General features: G+C 64.5%; 14 protein-coding genes and 1 other RNA gene. 8 read left to right on the forward strand and 7 right to left on the reverse strand.

Annotation, left to right across the window (positions count from 1 at the left end):
* The first annotated feature begins 99 nt into the window (after window positions 1–99).
* The 3 genes from ABEL04_RS01175 (at window position 100) to secG (ending at window position 2046) form a co-directional block, all read left to right on the forward strand.
* Window positions 100–852 carry an RsmE family RNA methyltransferase gene (locus tag ABEL04_RS01175; protein WP_375800541.1) on the forward strand — a complete coding sequence of 251 codons (753 nt, stop codon included), beginning with the start codon at window positions 100–102 and terminating at the stop codon, window positions 850–852.
* Window positions 853–948: 96 nt separating this feature from the next.
* Complete coding sequence (locus ABEL04_RS01180; protein ID WP_375800542.1) at window positions 949–1506, forward strand: NUDIX domain-containing protein; 558 nt, start codon at window positions 949–951, stop codon at window positions 1504–1506.
* Window positions 1507–1608: 102 nt separating this feature from the next.
* Window positions 1609–2046, forward strand: coding sequence for a preprotein translocase subunit SecG (gene secG / locus ABEL04_RS01185; RefSeq protein ID WP_375800543.1), 438 nt, complete (start codon window positions 1609–1611; stop codon window positions 2044–2046).
* Window positions 2047–2208: 162 nt separating this feature from the next.
* Here the strand turns inward: secG and rnpB are convergent.
* From rnpB to ABEL04_RS01205, 4 genes are all read right to left on the reverse strand, one after another.
* An RNA gene (gene rnpB / locus ABEL04_RS01190) (RNase P RNA component class A) lies at window positions 2209–2666 on the reverse strand.
* A gap of 101 nt (window positions 2667–2767) precedes the next feature.
* A complete protein-coding gene (locus tag ABEL04_RS01195) occupies window positions 2768–3541 on the reverse strand; it encodes a zinc ribbon domain-containing protein (RefSeq protein ID WP_375800544.1) in 774 nt (257 codons plus the stop codon).
* Between the two features lie 132 nt (window positions 3542–3673).
* Window positions 3674–4819, reverse strand: coding sequence for a Nif3-like dinuclear metal center hexameric protein (locus tag ABEL04_RS01200; protein WP_375800545.1), 1146 nt, complete (start codon window positions 4817–4819; stop codon window positions 3674–3676).
* 131 nt (window positions 4820–4950) lie between these two features.
* Entirely contained in the window at window positions 4951–6075 is a 1125-nt protein-coding gene (locus ABEL04_RS01205; protein ID WP_375800546.1) for a 6-phosphofructokinase, read from the reverse strand.
* A 215-nt stretch (window positions 6076–6290) separates the two neighbouring features.
* Between ABEL04_RS01205 and ABEL04_RS01210 the strand changes: the two genes are divergently transcribed.
* Window positions 6291–6692: a DUF2237 family protein gene (locus tag ABEL04_RS01210; RefSeq protein ID WP_375800547.1), complete on the forward strand. Its 402-nt coding sequence runs from the start codon at window positions 6291–6293 to the stop codon at window positions 6690–6692.
* A gap of 11 nt (window positions 6693–6703) precedes the next feature.
* Here the strand turns inward: ABEL04_RS01210 and ABEL04_RS01215 are convergent, their stop codons facing one another.
* Window positions 6704–7252: an RNA 2'-phosphotransferase gene (locus ABEL04_RS01215; RefSeq protein WP_375800548.1), complete on the reverse strand. Its 549-nt coding sequence runs from the start codon at window positions 7250–7252 to the stop codon at window positions 6704–6706.
* Between the two features lie 159 nt (window positions 7253–7411).
* The gene (gene msrB, locus ABEL04_RS01220) at window positions 7412–7975 is read right to left on the reverse strand and encodes a peptide-methionine (R)-S-oxide reductase MsrB (protein WP_375800549.1); all 564 of its coding nucleotides are present in this window, start codon (window positions 7973–7975) and stop codon (window positions 7412–7414) included.
* Window positions 7976–8189: 214 nt separating this feature from the next.
* On the opposite strand from msrB, the gene ABEL04_RS01225 reads away from it, so the two are divergent.
* Entirely contained in the window at window positions 8190–8630 is a 441-nt protein-coding gene (locus ABEL04_RS01225) for a hypothetical protein (RefSeq protein ID WP_375800550.1), read from the forward strand.
* An 86-nt stretch (window positions 8631–8716) separates the two neighbouring features.
* Window positions 8717–11077, forward strand: coding sequence for a TonB-dependent receptor (locus tag ABEL04_RS01230; protein ID WP_375800551.1), 2361 nt, complete (start codon window positions 8717–8719; stop codon window positions 11075–11077).
* On the opposite strand, the gene ABEL04_RS01235 is transcribed toward ABEL04_RS01230, so the two are convergent.
* Window positions 11074–11550 carry a hypothetical protein gene (locus ABEL04_RS01235; protein WP_375800552.1) on the reverse strand — a complete coding sequence of 159 codons (477 nt, stop codon included), beginning with the start codon at window positions 11548–11550 and terminating at the stop codon, window positions 11074–11076. The two genes, ABEL04_RS01230 and ABEL04_RS01235, sit on opposite strands and share 4 nt — an antisense overlap.
* Window positions 11551–11979: 429 nt before the next feature.
* Between ABEL04_RS01235 and ABEL04_RS01240 the strand changes: the two genes are divergently transcribed.
* Both ABEL04_RS01240 and ABEL04_RS01245 read left to right on the forward strand, forming a co-directional pair.
* On the forward strand, window positions 11980–12633 hold the full coding sequence (locus tag ABEL04_RS01240; protein ID WP_375800553.1) for a cytochrome c3 family protein: 654 nt from the start codon (window positions 11980–11982) through the stop codon (window positions 12631–12633).
* A gap of 69 nt (window positions 12634–12702) precedes the next feature.
* Window positions 12703–15973: 4Fe-4S dicluster domain-containing protein (locus tag ABEL04_RS01245; RefSeq protein ID WP_375800554.1), on the forward strand; the 3271-nt coding region annotated here is incomplete at its 3' end.

Genomic DNA, 15973 nt, shown 5'->3' on the forward strand with positions numbered 1-15973 from the left:
TAGGCAGGGGCCAGGGACGATGAGACACCCCGTGGCGACGCGGGTGCCCGACGAGAACCTGGGCGATATCAACGGTATCCCTGAGTTCAGGCAAGATCAATGACCACTAACTTCTACGCGCCGCCGTCCACCATTCGATCGGGCCGCGTCGTGCTGCCGGATCAGGAGGCCCGGCACGTACGCACGGTACTACGAGGAGAAGAAGGCGACGAGATGACCGTCGTGGATGGGGAGGGCGGGTGGTACCGGGTCGAGATCACCCACCTGGCTCCCGAGCAGGTGGTGGGCACGATCCTCGAACGTCGGGAGGGAATCGGGGAGCCCGTCGTCGACGTGACGGTGGGCATTGGACTTCTCAAAAAGCGCAGTCGCTTCGAGACGTTTGTGGAGAAGGCCGTCGAACTCGGCGTGCGGCGCATCGTGCCGCTGCGAACGCGGCGCACCGAGCCGGAATCAATGCGCGAGGAGCGGCTCCGCAACGTCATGTTGGCCGCCATGAAGCAGTGTCGCCGGAGTCGGCTTCCGGCCCTCGCGGCACCTCATTCGCTCGCGGATGTCGGGACGACGGAGGCAGAGTTGGGGCTTGTGTGCCACGCCGGAGACGACGCCATTCCGATCCAGCAGGCAGTCGGTGAGAGAGGACGAGTTCAGTCGGTACTCATCCTCGTTGGGCCGGAGGGCGGCTTTACGCCCGGCGAGGTGGAAGAGGCTGTGGCGGCGGGATACACGCCGGTCTCGCTCGGCGCGCGTCGGCTTCGGGCCGAGACAGCGGGGCTTGCGGCCCTCTCTGCCATCATCCTGGCCTCGGGGGGGCGTGGAGAGGAACGGGCCCCCGCTCCGGGATCGTCCTAGTCCCGGCAGCGCGTATGAAAATTGCGCGGAGGAGGAGCACCGAAATCGAGGGGCCGTAGCCTGCACGGCGTTGATGCGAACCTGCTTCCTCCACTGATGAGCAATCTTGACGAGACACAGCTTTCCTCTGAGCAACTCGTCGACGGGGTACTCCTCGAGGCGTTTCGCGACGAAGTGCGTCTGCCCGACGGGGACACGTCGGTGCGAGAATGGATCGACCACCCAGGCGCGTCCGCCATCGTACCGGTCTTTGAAGACGGAGGCACACTTCTCGTGCGGCAGTTTCGCTACCCGCCCCGCCGCACCTTCCTGGAGGTGCCGGCCGGCAAGCTCGACGAGCCGGGAGAGGACCCTGAGGACGTGGCGGCCCGGGAACTGGAGGAGGAGACTGGCTGGCGAGCCGGTCGGTTTGAGCACGTCGGGGCGGCGTACCCCTGCATCGGATACAGTAGTGAACTCATCCACGTGTTCACCGCACATGCCCTTCAACGAGGCACGCAGGCGCTCGCGGAGGGGGAGTTCGTGGAGGTTGTGGAGATGGACCTCGCGGAGGCCGTTGGGCGAGCGCGACGCGGAGACCTAAAAGACATGAAAACGATCACTGCGCTGGTCTATGCCGCGACGCACCTGAACGGAACGTTGACCTCGGCGTAGGCTTTTGACTAGAGCAACAGTCGGCCTCAGGCCGGTAGGCCGAAGGGTCCGGAATCAGCGTTCTTGCGTGAGCAATTCTTTTTGGAAAAGCGGACGGTAGACATGTTTTCTTTCATGGTGGTCGTCATCGCAATGATTGCGGCCGTTCTGGTGATGGTCATTCTGATGCAGAGCGGACAGGGCGAAGGACTCTCCGGCATCGCCTCCGGGGGCGCTACGCGTCAGGTCCTCGGCACCCGCCAGGCGCCGGATATTCTTGAGAAGGCGACGTGGACCCTCGCGGCGGTTTTCATCTCCCTGTGCGTGATCACCAACTTCTTCATCGACCGCGGAAATCAAGAGAGTGTCATCCAGAATCGGGCCCAGCAAGGGCAAACGCAGCAGCAACAGCAGGGGCCCGCGTCCGGACAACAGGGAGGGCAGCCCGCTCCGCTCCCGGGTGGGGGCGGTGGCCAAGGTGGAGGCAGCCCGAGCGGGGGCAATCCGAGTGGGGGCAGCCAGGGCGGAGCGCCGCAGGGCACTGGAGGGGGCGGAAACTAGCGGCCCTGGCTCCGACGCAGCGGCGGTCCACCGACGAAGAGCGGCAGACTCCCTAGCCGTTCCTGCACACGTCCTCGCATGCGCGACGGGGCCGCTGGCAGAAACAACTCGTAAACACGAAAAGCGGCAGTCCCCGTTGGGAACTGCCGCTCGTGTTTGGACGGAGCGTACAGGCCTGTAAGCCGAATTCGGTCTGCCGAGCCGGCGCCGTATCGCCGGGAACGGGAGGTCATCATCTATCTGGGACGGCCGTCGCCGACCGCCTCAAGCGGCCTACCTGCACCGTTCACTCGGCGGGCCACCTCCCTCCCGAAAGCATCCGGGAAGCGGTGCTGCTTGGCCTTTCACCCCGTGGGGTTTGCCAGGCCACTCCAGTCGCCAGGAGTGCCGGTGCGCTCTTACCACACCCTTTCACCCCTTACCGGGGGCGGCAGAGCCGGTCCCCGGCGGGACTGCTCTCTGTTGCACGTGCCGTCATGCCGGCGGTGCGGCATGCCTTCCGGTTAGGAAGCACGGTGCCCTGCGGTGTTCGGACTTTCCTCACCGTCGCCCTCAATCCAGCTGGGGGGTGTGCCCCTACCAGAGTCGCGGGACGACGGAGCGATGACCAGACCCACACACCACCTGTTAGCACGGGTCGGGAGACCAAAAAGTTCGTCGAGTCGTCCGAACCCAGGGCTCATGCGAAAAAGCGCAGCGGCCTAGGCAGCCGTCTGCGCTTTTAGAGGTCGAGCTTCTCTTTCATCTCGTCGACCGTTTCGTTGTAGAGTTCCTGGTCGACGATGATGCGGCCCGTGTGCTCGCAGGTGAGAATGCTTTTTCGCTTTCGGATTTCGACCTGTCGCTGTGGCGGAACCGAAAATCCGGCGGCGGCGCCGCGCTTGAGCGGCACGACTGCGCGACCGTCGCGGAGGCGATCGCGGAGCTTGGAGTAGGCCTTGAGGTATCGGCTTCCCACTTTCTCAGCGGCCTGCTCCCGGAGTTCCTCAAGGGTCGCCTCCTCGTCCTCGGTGTCCTCGACGACCTCGTCGAGCTCCTCGCGCTTCTCGTCGAGCACCTCGTCGAGTTCCTCAAGCCGCTCTTCCGTATCCTCGATCGCCGCTTTTCTCGTCTCGATGGTCTCCTCGGCCTCCTCGATGGTTTCCTCAGCCTCGGCGATGCGCTCTTCCTGGCCTTCGATCTCCTTCGTGAGCGCGTCGAACTCCCGGTTGTTTCGGACTTCGAGCTGCTGTTCCTCGTACTTGTCGATGAGGCCCTCAGCTTCCTTGATGTCGAGTTCCGCCTGCCGCTTGGCGACCTTTTGCTCCTGAACCTCTTCCTTGTGGTTTTCGAGACGGGTCTTGAGGCCGGCCTCCTCGTCCTCAAGGTCCTGGATCTCTTCCGGAAGGTTTCCACGGAGCTTCTCGATCTGGTCGATCCGGTTGTCAATATGTTGGAGCCGGACCAGGGCACGGAGTTGGTCTTCGACGTCCGTCTTCTTTTTAGCTGTCGGCATAGACTAGCTGTTTTTGATCATTCGAGCGTGAATGAACGCCAATCAATAAATACACTCAGATCGGATGGAAGTTCGTACCACCGTTTGGGACTTCTTCCATTTCATGCAAAAACATCGAGGGCACAGCGTGCGTCACTGCTCCCCTGATGAGGGAACGAACGTCTGCATCGGGCTCGTCGTCGTGTCGGTGCGGTGCCAGGCGACCTCGGGGAAGCGCTCCTGCAGCCAGTTGCGGAGCAGGGCCTCCGTAAGGGCCTCCGTCTCGTAGTGCCCGGGATCGATGAGGGCCATCTGGGGCGTGCCGTCCGTGTCGAGCGCGTCGAAGAACTCGTGGTATTTGACGTCCGCGGTCACGTAGGCGTCAGCCCCAGCGCCGCGGGCGGTGCCGATGAAGTCGCTCCCCGCCCCGCCGCAGACGGCTACCCGCTCGATCGTCGCGTCGGGGGCCCCAGCGTAGCGCAGGCTGCCGGCGTCGAGGCGGGTCGCCACGCGGTCGAGAAAGTCCGAGAGCGGCACCGGCTTGTCGAGATGCCCAAGGGCCCCGAGCCCGGCCTGCGAGTTTTTCTGTGCCACCGGATACAGGTCGTAGGCCACTTCCTCGTACGGGTGGGCGTCCTGCAGGGCCGCCATGACGGTGCTCAGGTCCCAGTGGACCACCTCCACCTCCAGCTTGCGCTCGGCGGCCGACTCGACCTCTCCGCCGGCCTCCCCGATGTGGGGATCGGTGTCCGAGCCTGGTTTGAAGAAGCCCGTCCCCTCGGTGGCAAACGCACAGGCCTCGTAGTCCCCGATCTGGCCGGCGCCCGCGTCGGCAAGGGCCTGGCGCACGTCGTCGAACGCGTCCTCGGGGACGAAGACGGCTAGCTTGTAGAGCGTGTCCTCGAATCCGTCGAGAAACCCGACGTCGGTGAGGCCCAGCCGGTCGGCGAGGGCGAATGAGACGCCCTGGGGCGCGGCGTCGAGGTTCGTGTGAGCGCTGTAGAGTCCGATTCCGGCTTCCGCGAAGCGGAGGGCTAGGTTGGACACGTACCCATCGGCGGTCACGCCGTCGAGTGGCTGAAAGAGCAAGGGGTGATGGGTAACGACGAGCTCCGCGTCGTGCTCTTTCGCCTCCGCTAGCACGTCGGGGGTGGCGTCGAGGGCGAGCACAGCGGCAGACACGGATCGGCGAGCGTTGCCGACCTGCAGGCCCACGTTGTCGTAGTCCTGCGCAGAGCCGGGCGGGGCCCAGTCCTCCAAGGCATTCGCGATGTCGGCAATGGTGGGAACGTCGCTCATAGGGAAAGAAGAACATTCGTAGGGAAGGGACAGCGACACTGTGGACGCCACGGCTTACATGGGCCGACGTTCACTCGGTTCGGCGACCGGGCGGAGACGAAGTGACGGCCCAAGCCCGAGACGGCCGAGGGCTACAGAGGACTCGGGGCCTCCGCCCGGTTCGGGATCTCCAGATTCTTCACGCCAAACGAGGTGCCGACGGAGTGCCCAGACGCGATGAGCGGATCATCGAGGGGGACTGTGCGCGTTCTGTCCGCAACCTGCCCGAGCGGAACGGTCGTGAACGCTCCGTCCTGGAGAGCCACCATGTGTCCGGACGACCCGTTGGCCGCGAGGGAGGCCGCACGGGTTCCAAAAGCCGTTGCGAGGTTTCGGTCGTACGGCGTGGGGGTCCCCCCGCGCTGCATGTGCCCCAGGGTCGTTGTACGGACCCCGCTGTCGAGTCGCTCCCGGAGCTGATCGGCTAGGACGTGGCCAATGCCGCCGAGACGAGCCGAGTTGGAGTCCGCACTGGTCCGCCCCTGTCTCACTCGGTGTCCCCCCTCCTGTTTGGCGCCCTCGGCAATGGCGATAATCGTGAACCGCTGGCCTCCACGCTGGCGATCGAGGCACACCTGCGCTACCTCGTCGGTGTTGTACTCGATCTCCGGAATGAGAACCACGTCGGCCCCGCTGGCCACGCCGGCGCAGAGCGCGATCCACCCGGAGTAGTGCCCCATGGTCTCGACGATCATGACCCGGTGGTGGCTCTGGGCAGTCGTGTGAATCTGATCGATGGCGGCGGTCGCGGTCCGAACGGCCGTGTCGAAACCAAATGTGCGGTCGGTGCCCACGACATCGTTGTCGATCGTTTTGGGCACCCCGACGATGTCGAGACCGAGGTCGATAAGGCGATGGGCGATGGACATTGTGCCGTCGCCCCCGATGGCGACGAGGACATCCAGGTCGAGGTTGCGATAGGTTTTGACGACCTGTGCCGACACGTCGGCGTCTCCGCGGGGCTGGTAGTTGAAGGGGTCGGCCTTGTTGCTGGCCCCGAGAATCGTTCCGCCTTGAGTAAGAATGCCGCTCACGTCGCGGTAGTGGAGCGGTTCGACGTCGCGGTCGATGAGCCCCTGAAAGCCGTCACGGATCCCGACGACCTTGGCCTCGTGCTGGAGCGTCAGGCTCTTGGTCACGGCCCGGAGCGCAGCATTGATGCCTGGACAGTCGCCGCCCCCAGTGAGAACGCCGACGCGGAGCGATTTGCTAGGCATGGCACAGTGGACGTGGATTCTGGAGGACCGTCGAATCGGTCAAAAAGATGGAGGTCATTCCACTTGTGTGCAAGAAGGAACAGGAAAGAAGCCGTCTGGGGTCTTCCGTCAGGCCCTTCGGCCCTTCCGGAGCGATAACGGCGACCAGCCTAAACTTGGGCCCACCCGGTACGTTGAAATAAGTCACGTTTGCTTAGCTCGAATCCAGTATGCCCATGCAGGCCCAAGAATCGAAAAATGTCCTCGGTGGCACGCTCCAATCATGCTCGTCGGATCCTGAGACTGGATTTTATCGCACCGGCCGCTGCGAAACCGGTCCCCAAGATCTCGGCCGTCACGTGGTGTGTGCAGAAATGACGCAAGAGTTTCTCCAGTACACGAAGCGCCAGGGCAACGACCTGATTACGCCACGGCCGGAGATGAACTTTCCGGGACTGGAGCCCGGCGACCGGTGGTGCCTCTGCGCCACGCGCTGGCTGGAAGCCGTAGAGGCGGGGGTGGCTCCGCCCGTAGTGCTTGCATCCACCAACGAAGTGGCCCTGGAAGAGGTCGACCTGGAGATTCTGAAGGCCCACGCCCTCAATCCTTCGGAGGCGGACGACTTGGGCGCGTCGTGATCGACGCGGGCTCAGTCGTCGGAGACCCGAACAAACGATGAGGGAACCCGGTCGGTCAGCCACACCACGTCCGTGGATTGATATAGCGTGTGCCCGGCATTGTGTAGCGCCTGCGCCGCGACGATCAGCACGAGGGCGGAGCCGTGACGCTGACCGACGCGCAGTGCCTCTTCAGGGGTGCCCGACAGGTGCACGTGCTGCCGGGACTGGGGGCGCAGTCCATCCTCGCGAATTGAAGGGAGGGCGTGCTCGGCAGTGCCGTGGTATAGACGAGGAGGCGGAGGGGTCGGGGTCAAGTGCAGGTCCACGTCGATCGAGTGGCCGTAGTTGGCGCGGATCTTCGTTCCGTCCTCACTGAAAGCAAACCGTTCCTTCTCGCCGTGGGCGAGGACCCGCTCCAGCAGGGTCCGGTCGATCGACCGTCCGTCTGCACGGGCCCGGTCGAGGAGCATGTCCACGTCGGCCCACCCGCCCGGGTCGAGCTCCAGCCCCAGCGCGTCGGGGTTGTGGCGGAGCACGTAGCTCAGAAACGTGCTCGTCTGAACGACGCGGTCGGCCATCTCTACGGTACAGAGAGCGAGAGTGTAGTTCGCGGGGAAATGGAGCACTCACACGATTCGCGATTGTTGGGAGCAACTTCCATGCTCCCGCGCTCCCATTCTGCTCTACTGACGTGCCCTTCGATAGGGAGTCGACAGACGAGCGGTGAAGAAGACCTTTCAGGTCCGCAGAGATGGAAGCGTCTCCTCGGCCGGGACGAAGTCGAGCGCGAGGCCGTTGTTGCAGTAGCGGAGCCCGGTTGGCTCGGGACCGTCTTCGAAGACGTGGCCCTGATGGCCCCCACACCGTTTGCAGTGGTACTCGGTCCGCGGATAGGCGAGCTTCGTGTCTTTCTTCGTCTCGATCTGACCCTCCAGCGGGGCCCAGAAGCTGGGCCAGCCCGTGCCGCTCTCGTATTTGGTCTTCGAAGGGAAGAGGGGCAGTCGGCACGCGGCACAGACGTAGGTGCCTTCGCGCTTCTCGTTCAGCAGCGGGCTCGATCCACGAGGCTCAGTGCCTGCCTCGAAGAGGATGTGGAACTCGTCCTCCGACACGATCGACCGCCACTCCTCCGTCGATTTGTCGAGGGGCGGGACATCCTCAGGCTTCGTGTGCACCCAGAGAGTGTCGGAGGCAACCGGCGAGGCGGGGGGCGTCGACGACTCGCTCGGGGCGCAGGCGCTGAGTGCGAAGGGCGCGGCGGACAGCCAGGCCAGATTGGTGAGAAACGATCGTCGGTTCATGGGGGTGTGTAGGTTGGTTGGAGAACAGGACGCCCTCTGCGTGAACGGATGCCTCTTTGTGAGCGGACGGGGGAAGATGTTTCAGAACGGGCCGTGAGGACGCAGGAACGCTTCCTCCGGGGCTCTGCCCTTTACGGGGTTTTGACGCGGCTGATCGATCTGTGAGCCGTGACCGTCATTGAACAGATCAGCAACTCACAAGTGCCGCAACAACATGTCACCGAAGCCCCCTTCATTTGGAGGCTCCCGGTGGGGACGGCTGCTCGTCCTCGCGCTCGCTGGGACCCTGCTGCTGCAGAGCGGCCCCGTTCAGGTGCTCGTGCAGCAGGCCCGGTCGGTCTACACCCAGCAGACGTGCTCTCGGTGTGCGGGTGGCGTCTGTCCGCGAACGCCCGACGGCGACTGTTCCTGCACTCACTCTGAACCCGCCGAATCGGGCGCGGACGGCGTCGTCCTAAAGACGTGTGACCGGGATCGGTCGGAGGCCCTCGCGCCCGTCGTTCCGAAGTGGCAGTCGTCCGGGACCACCGACGCGCCGTCGCCGCGCGTGATCAGTACCCGTCTTCCTCACCTCTATCAGTCCCTCTTGCCGCAGCGTCTCGGCGACGAGATCTTTCGTCCTCCCCGAACGACACCCTCCGTACGCCTGACCTGACCATTCGGGCGTGCTTTTTCTGTCGTTCGGATGTCCGCGCGGATCGGGTCGTCCGCGCCTCGAAAAAGCTCTAGGAGGACTGTCCCATGGACCGCTACGTCGTTTTGTCCCTCGTCTCCCTTCTCTCCCTTTTTCTCACCACCATCCCTGTCGCTTCGGCTCAGTCGACCGGCACCGTGACCGGCCGCGTCACGGAGGCGGAGAACGACGCTCCCCTGCCCGGCGTGAACGTCGTACTGCCGGCCCTCGACCGCGGCGCCGCCACGGACAAAAACGGCCGCTTTACGCTGCAGAACGTGCCCACCGGGTCGCATCGCCTGGAGGCCCGCTTCGTGGGCTACGCAACGGCGACGCGCACGGTAGATGTGACGCCCGGGAGCACCACGCAGGTCTCGATCACCCTAACCCCGGAGTCCGTCGACATGACGGGCATTCAGGTGACGGCGCTGCGCCCGGGCATGGAGCCCAAAACTTCGCTTCAAGCCGAGCAGATCCGGAAAGCAGAGGTGGCCGATCCCGGCGCGCTCCTCCGCGAAATGCCCGGCGTGGGCTCGGCCCGCCGCGGCCCCATTGGCCTCGCCCCCAACGTGCGGGGGCTCATGGAGGCAGAGGTCGGGGTCTACGTCAATGGCATGCGCACCTTCCCCGCCGGTCCCGCCCGCATGGACTCGCCCATGAGCCACATCGACCCCAGCACCATCGCCGGTATCAACGTGGTGAAGGGGCCATACGCGCTCACCTGGGGGCCCGGCAACATGAGCGCCATCCGCGTGCAGCAGCGCGGCGAGGACCCGCCCCCTACGTCCCTCACCGGCACCGTGCGTACCGGGTACGACACCAACCTCGGCGCGACGGAGGCGACCGCGTTCGCCATGGGCCGGCAGGGCCGCTGGTTCTACAGCGCGAACGCCGCGTGGCGGCAGGGCGACAACTACGAGACCGGCAGTGACCAGGGCGTGCCCGCCGACTTTGAGTCTACTGACGGGCGCGGGCGGATTGGCGTGGAGCTGTCGGAGCACTCCACCCTGTCGGTGAACGGCAGCTACCAGAAGCAGGACAACCTCGACTATCCGGGACGCCTTCTGAACGCCAAGTTCTTCGAGACGGGGATGGGGCAGCTCAAGTACTCGTTCGCGTCGGAGACAGGGATTCTCCGGTCTCTCGACATACAGGCCAACGCCCAACAGACCCTGCACGAGATGGACAACAAGGGCAAACCGACCTACGAGGCCGGAAAAAACCGCCCGCCGCTCCGAATTGGCGTTCAGTCCGAGATCCAGAATTTCAGCGGTCGGGTAGCGGCGGACCTTACGTTCGGCACCAAGTGGGACGTGACGGTGGGGGGCGATGTCCTCCACACGTACCGCGACGCCATCCGCACCCTCAAGGCCGCCCCGCCGAACAAAGAACCATTCGTACCGCCCTTCTACAAAACGGCGAACGGCACCGTGCGCAACCGGGCGTGGCCGGACGTTACCATCTCGCAGCAGGGCGCGTTCGTGAAGGTGCAGCGTCCGGTGGGCGAGGCCCTCACGCTCACCGCCACGAGCCGGCTCGATCGCATGCAGTCGGATGCCGACGCGCCCCTGCAGCCGTTCCTCGACAACACCGGTACAACTGAGGCGGCCATGGACCGGCAGGATACGCGGCTCAGCGGCGCCCTCACGGCGTCGGTACCGCTGGCGGCGCAGTGGTCGCTCTCGCTCGGCGTAGGGTCGGTGGCGCGGCCGCCCACGGCGCTGGAGCGCTACGCACACCAGTTCCCGGCCAACAAATCGCAGACGAGTGCCGAGTTTCTGGGCACCCCGTCGCTGGAGCCGGAGCGAAGCACGCAGGCCGACCTCTGGATCGAGGGGACCGGGCGCAACTGGTCGCTCAGCATCAACGGATTCGCTCGTCACCTCGACGACTACATTACCTTCGAGCCCGCCCCGAGCGTCGATCCGATCCTTCCCCTCAGCCCGCCGACGGTGTTCCGCTACGTCAACGGCACGGCAAACTTTGTGGGGGGCGAGGTGAGTGCGGCGGTTTCGCCCATGGCGCCCCTCACGCTGCGCGCCTCCGGCAGTGTCCTGTGGGGCCGCGACGAAACGCTCGACGAGCCCGCGTTCGGTGTGGCGCCGCCCTCCGCCGCCCTCGGGGCGCGGTGGAGCCCTTCGGTAGACCTGCCGCGCGTGTCGGAGGTGTACGTGGACGGTGCGGTGAATCTGATGGCCGAGCAGGACCGTGTGGCCCGCACCCGCAAAGAGAGCCCGACGGACGGCTACACGACGGCTGATCTGCGAGTAGGGGCCCAGTTCCTGCGGCGCATCAATCTCAAGGTGGGGGTCGAAAATCTCTTCGACGTAGCGTACTCCCACCACCTGAATGCGAAAAATCCGTTCAGCGACGCCCGCATCCCGGAGCCGGGCCGCGTCATCTCCACGACGTTGACCGTAGCGTTCTAAGCGCAGCCCCGGATTAGGACGTGGCCGTATCGTTGGTTGCTGGGCCGATCGGTGTCGGGGCCTCCTCGATGGAAATGCCACCCGGCCCGCTCCTGGAGAGCCGTGCGGCGGACATCGTGATTGCCGTCCCGCCTCGTCCATCGCTTCAGTGGCTCCGTGTCCCGAGCGCGCAGCGATGTCCCTGTGATGGAGCTGAGGCCGGGGTACTCGTCGCGGGCACAAGGGACGTCGAAAAACGTGAAGTCTGTTCCCAAACTGCTCGTCTCGTCGCCGCAGAAGGAGTGGTAGGAAGATGGATCGTCCCGGCTGACCGTCCTCAGGACGAGGCGCAGGCCTCTCGCGCGCTGGATCGGACGCTGGCCGAGGCCTGCGTAGTCAGGGCCGAGACGTGATGGATGCCGGAGAGGGGCGAGGGCAAGAGCACAGGAGGAGAGGGAATAAAACGGGTTCGGAAAATCGCCGCGATCGGACACGAGTGGTCCGATGACTCGGAATAATTCCAGGGCCCGCCGAGTTTCTCTTGCACGAGAGAATTCTACGGGCAGAATGTTCGCCTCGCGAAGGCCTGCGGCGGAGAAGCAGGGCGCTGCAGTTTATCGACGACCGAGGAGGCCGACGTGGGACGGTCGAGAATAGTCGCGTTTCACGGGTCAGAGGCGGAAAACGCGACCGTTGTTCGGGCCTAACTTCTTTACAAGGCAGACGTTAAAGTTTGGCGTAGATCCTGTTGGATTCAACTTAAAGGCCCTCCGGAGTCTTGGGTTGCCGATGGTTCTGTCGTATGTTCGTATTGCGGTAATGGTAGGCCCGAGGGGTATACTTTATCTCCGGGTTTTCTTGCCCGCGACAGGATGGGGATGGACTTGATGCCCCCACTTGCTCACTGCCGAACACCAACCAGCATGTCGCAACTTTTTCCGAAAAAGGCCAATACTCTGCCCCTCCTTTCGCTAGGGGCCTCGCTCCTCGGGGGCGTCTTTCTGGTGTTTCTGGTCTGGTACTACTTCTCCCCAGAATTCAAGGTGGTGGGATACCAGCCTGAACAACCCGTCCCGTACAGCCACCAGACCCACGTGGGGAAGCTCGGGATGGATTGTCGGTACTGCCACACCAACGTGGAGAATTCGAAGCATGCCAACGTGCCGGCGACGGAGACGTGCATGACGTGCCACAGTCAGATTAAACAGAACTCGCCCAAGTTGTTGCCGGTGCGGAAGAGTTGGGCGAACAATGAGCCTATCGAGTGGACGAAAGTCCATCACCTTCCGGACTACGCGCACTTCAGCCACGCTGCACATGTGGACAAGGGCGTGGGGTGTGAGACCTGCCATGGCCGCATCGACAAGATGGGCGCGGAGGGGGTGTACCAGGCCGAGCCGCTCTCGATGGGGTGGTGTCTGGACTGTCACCGGCAACCGGAGAAGTACCTGCGGCCTAACGACGAGATTACAACGATGGGCTACACCCAGCCGGCCAACTTCATCGAACGAAACTTGAAGCGAATCAGGGAAGAGGGCATTCAGCCGCCCACGAACTGCTCGGCCTGCCACTATTGACGCCTTCAAAGTTCCGCGCTGCGCGTCGCTCGCGACGCACAGCCCCAATCCCTAACGCCACAGTGCGGTATGATCGAACTTGATGTCATCGACTCGGAGTCGCCCGACCGTGACGAGTCCGGCCCCACGTTCTGGCGACATCTGAATGAGTCGGATACAGACGATGCCGAGGCGAACGACCTCATGGAGTTCGCGCCCGGCGACAGCAAGCCCCCGAGCGGGGCCTCGCGCCGTCAGTTTCTGCAGCTCATGGGGGCAGCGATGGCGATGGCGGGCCTGGTTGGATGCCGGCGGCCCGAGGAGAAGATTCTTCCGTACTCGCACAAGCCGGAGAAGGTGATCCCCGGAATCTCGGATTACTACGCGACAGGGATGCCGTTTCGCGGGGTGCTGCGACCAGTGCTTGCCGAAAGCAAGGAAGGGCGGCCCACGAAGATCGAGGGAAACGCGGAGCACCCGTCGGGGCAGAGTGGCACAAGTCCATTTGAGCAGGCGAGCGTTCTAAACCTGTACGATCCCGATCGCTCGCGGTCGGTCCGCAAAGACGGAGAGACGGCGTCGTGGGACGACTTCGTGTCATTCTGCCGCCAACTGGGCACGCAGGCCGACCAGAAGCAGGTGGCGGTTCTGGTTGAAGAAACGTCGTCCCTCACCGTCCAGGCCATGCGGCAACGCATGTCGGACCGCTTCCCCAATCTTCAGTGGGTCTCGTACTCGCCGGAGGGCACCGACGCGCGACGACTCGGCATGCAGCAGGCCTTCGGCCGCCCGCTTCGCCCGCGGTACGAGCTCGAGGACGCTGAGGTCATTGTGAGCCTCGATGCCAACTTCCTGGATGGACGCGCTCAGGATTTTTCCCACGCCACGAAGGCATTCGGCAAAGGGCGCCGCCTGGAGGACGCGGAAGACACGATGAGCCGCCTCTACACAATCGAAAGCCGGTACTCCACCACGGGAGGGAGTTCGGACCACCGCCTGAGCATGCGCGCCGGACGCATTCCGGCCTTTGCCGCCGCACTTGCCGCGGAGCTCGGCGTGGGAGAGGCCTCCAGTGTCTCCTGGAGCAGGAAGGAGCGCCTACACGTCCGTGAGATTGCACGAGATCTGCGGGGGGCCGGTGAGAACGGCGTCGTGATGGCGGGCGAGTCGCAGCCGCCCGAGGTGCACGCCCTCGCCATGGCCCTCAATCAGCGCCTCGACGGAATCGGGACCACTGTCACGCTCTTCGACACCGGAACATCGTCGGTCCGGCCGCAGAGTGAGGCCCTGTCCGACCTAACCGCGTCGATGCGGCAGGGCGACGTAGACGCGCTGTTCATGCTGGGCGTGAACCCGGTCTACGACGCCCCGTCCGAGCTAAACTTCGAGGACGCTCTTGCGAACGTGCCGGACACCGTTCACCTCGGGCGCCTTCGGAACGAGACGGCGCAGGCCAGCCGGTGGCACGTCCCCCGCACGCACTATCTGGAGCAGTGGGGCGATGGGCGAGCGTACGACGGCACACTCTCGGTCATTCAGCCGCTAATTCGGCCGCTCTACGACGACGCGCACTCCACCATCGAAGTTCTCAATCTCGCGGCGACCGGGGTTGACGCAAACGGCCACGATCTCGTGCGCGAGCAATGGCGCCCCCGCCTCCCAGGGGCGTTCGAGGAGGAGTGGCGTCGCGTCGTGCACGATGGATACTTGGAGGGCAGTCGTTACGACACGGCTTCGGTTGACCCGGCCACGGTCCCCTCGATCGAGGCGCCTGCGGAGGAGCAGGACGGGCTCGAGGTCGTCTTCCGTCAGGACCCGAAGCTCCTGGCCGGGCGCTTCTCGAACAACCCGTGGATGCAGGAGCTGCCAGATCCGATTACGAAGATCGTGTGGGACAATGTTGCCGTCATGAGCCAGGCCACCGCCGAGGAACTTGGGGTGGAGGTTCGACGCAGCGAGGGCAACTTTTACGCCGACCGCGTGGAGTTGACGCTCGACGGCCAGACCGTGGAGCTTCCCATATGGGTCCAGCCGGGCCATCCGGACGGCTCCATTGGCGTCTCGATGGGCTACGGCCGCACCCTCGCCAGCACCCGCGAGAGCAAGGACACGCCCTTCTGGGACACCGACGACGACACGAACATCTACCACGGCGCTCCCGTGGCGGGAGGTCTCGACGCGGCCGGGGAGCCCGTAGATGTGGTTGGGGTGAACGTCGCACCGCTCCGGCCCGCTAGCCGTCGCGTGGCGACCGGCGCCGAGGCCAGCAAGGTCGACAGCGGGTACCTGATCGCCACGACTCAGGAGGAGGGCAGCATGCACGGGCGCCCCATCGTGCGCTGGGCCACGCTCGAGGAGTTCAAGGAAGATCCATACTTCGTCAACGACGTGCAGCCCCCCGTACCCGACCTGGGCCACAGTGGCGACGGCCACGGGGACGGTGGACACGGCGGTGGGGAGCGCAGCGGAGACGGCGCTGCGGGCGACGTGTCGGGCCACGGGCTGGAGGCGGGGCCGGGGACCGACGCCCACGCCGCGGAGAACATGCCCGAGCAAGCCGCCCACGGCGGCGACGGCTCCGGTCAGCCCGACGGGCCGGATCCCGGCACATCCCGGCCGGTGGAGGAACAGCAGGAGTACCCCATGATCTGGCAGGAGCGCCACCCGAAAAACGAGGAGGCATACAAGGACAATCCCTACTATGGAAATCAGTGGGGAATGACCATCGACCTGAATACCTGTACAGGATGCAACGCCTGCGTTGTGGCCTGCACGAGCGAGAATAACGTGCAGGTGGTGGGCAAAGAGGAGGTGAGCAAGGGGCGGCACATGTATTGGATTCGCAACGACCGGTATTATGTAAGCGAGGAGGAGGGCGACGACGACCCCGAAATGCTTATGCAGACGGTCATGTGCCAGCACTGCGAGAACGCGCCGTGCGAGTCCGTGTGCCCCGTGGCGGCAACGGTACACTCCCCGGATGGCACGAACCAGATGATCTACAACCGCTGCATTGGCACCCGCTACTGTCAGAACAACTGCCCCTACAAAGTTCGCCGCTTCAACTTCTATAATTGGTCCAAAACCCTCCCGGTCGAGGTGCAGATGGCCCAAAATCCAGAGGTTTCCGTCCGCTCCCGGGGCGTTATGGAGAAGTGCACGTGGTGCATTCACCGAGTCCGCAAGCGCCAGCGGCAGGCCGACAATGAGGAGAGAGACCTTCGTCCAAACGAGGTCGAGACGGCATGCCAGGAGGCCTGTCCTACCGATGCAATCACCTTTGGCGACCTCAACAACCCCGAGAGTGACGTGGTGGAGGAGAAGAAGAATCCGCGCCGGTACCAACTGCTCTCATACCTGA

It is taken from the genome of Salinibacter sp. (genome assembly GCF_042218895.1).
Lineage (GTDB): Bacteria > Bacteroidota > Rhodothermia > Rhodothermales > Salinibacteraceae > Salinibacter.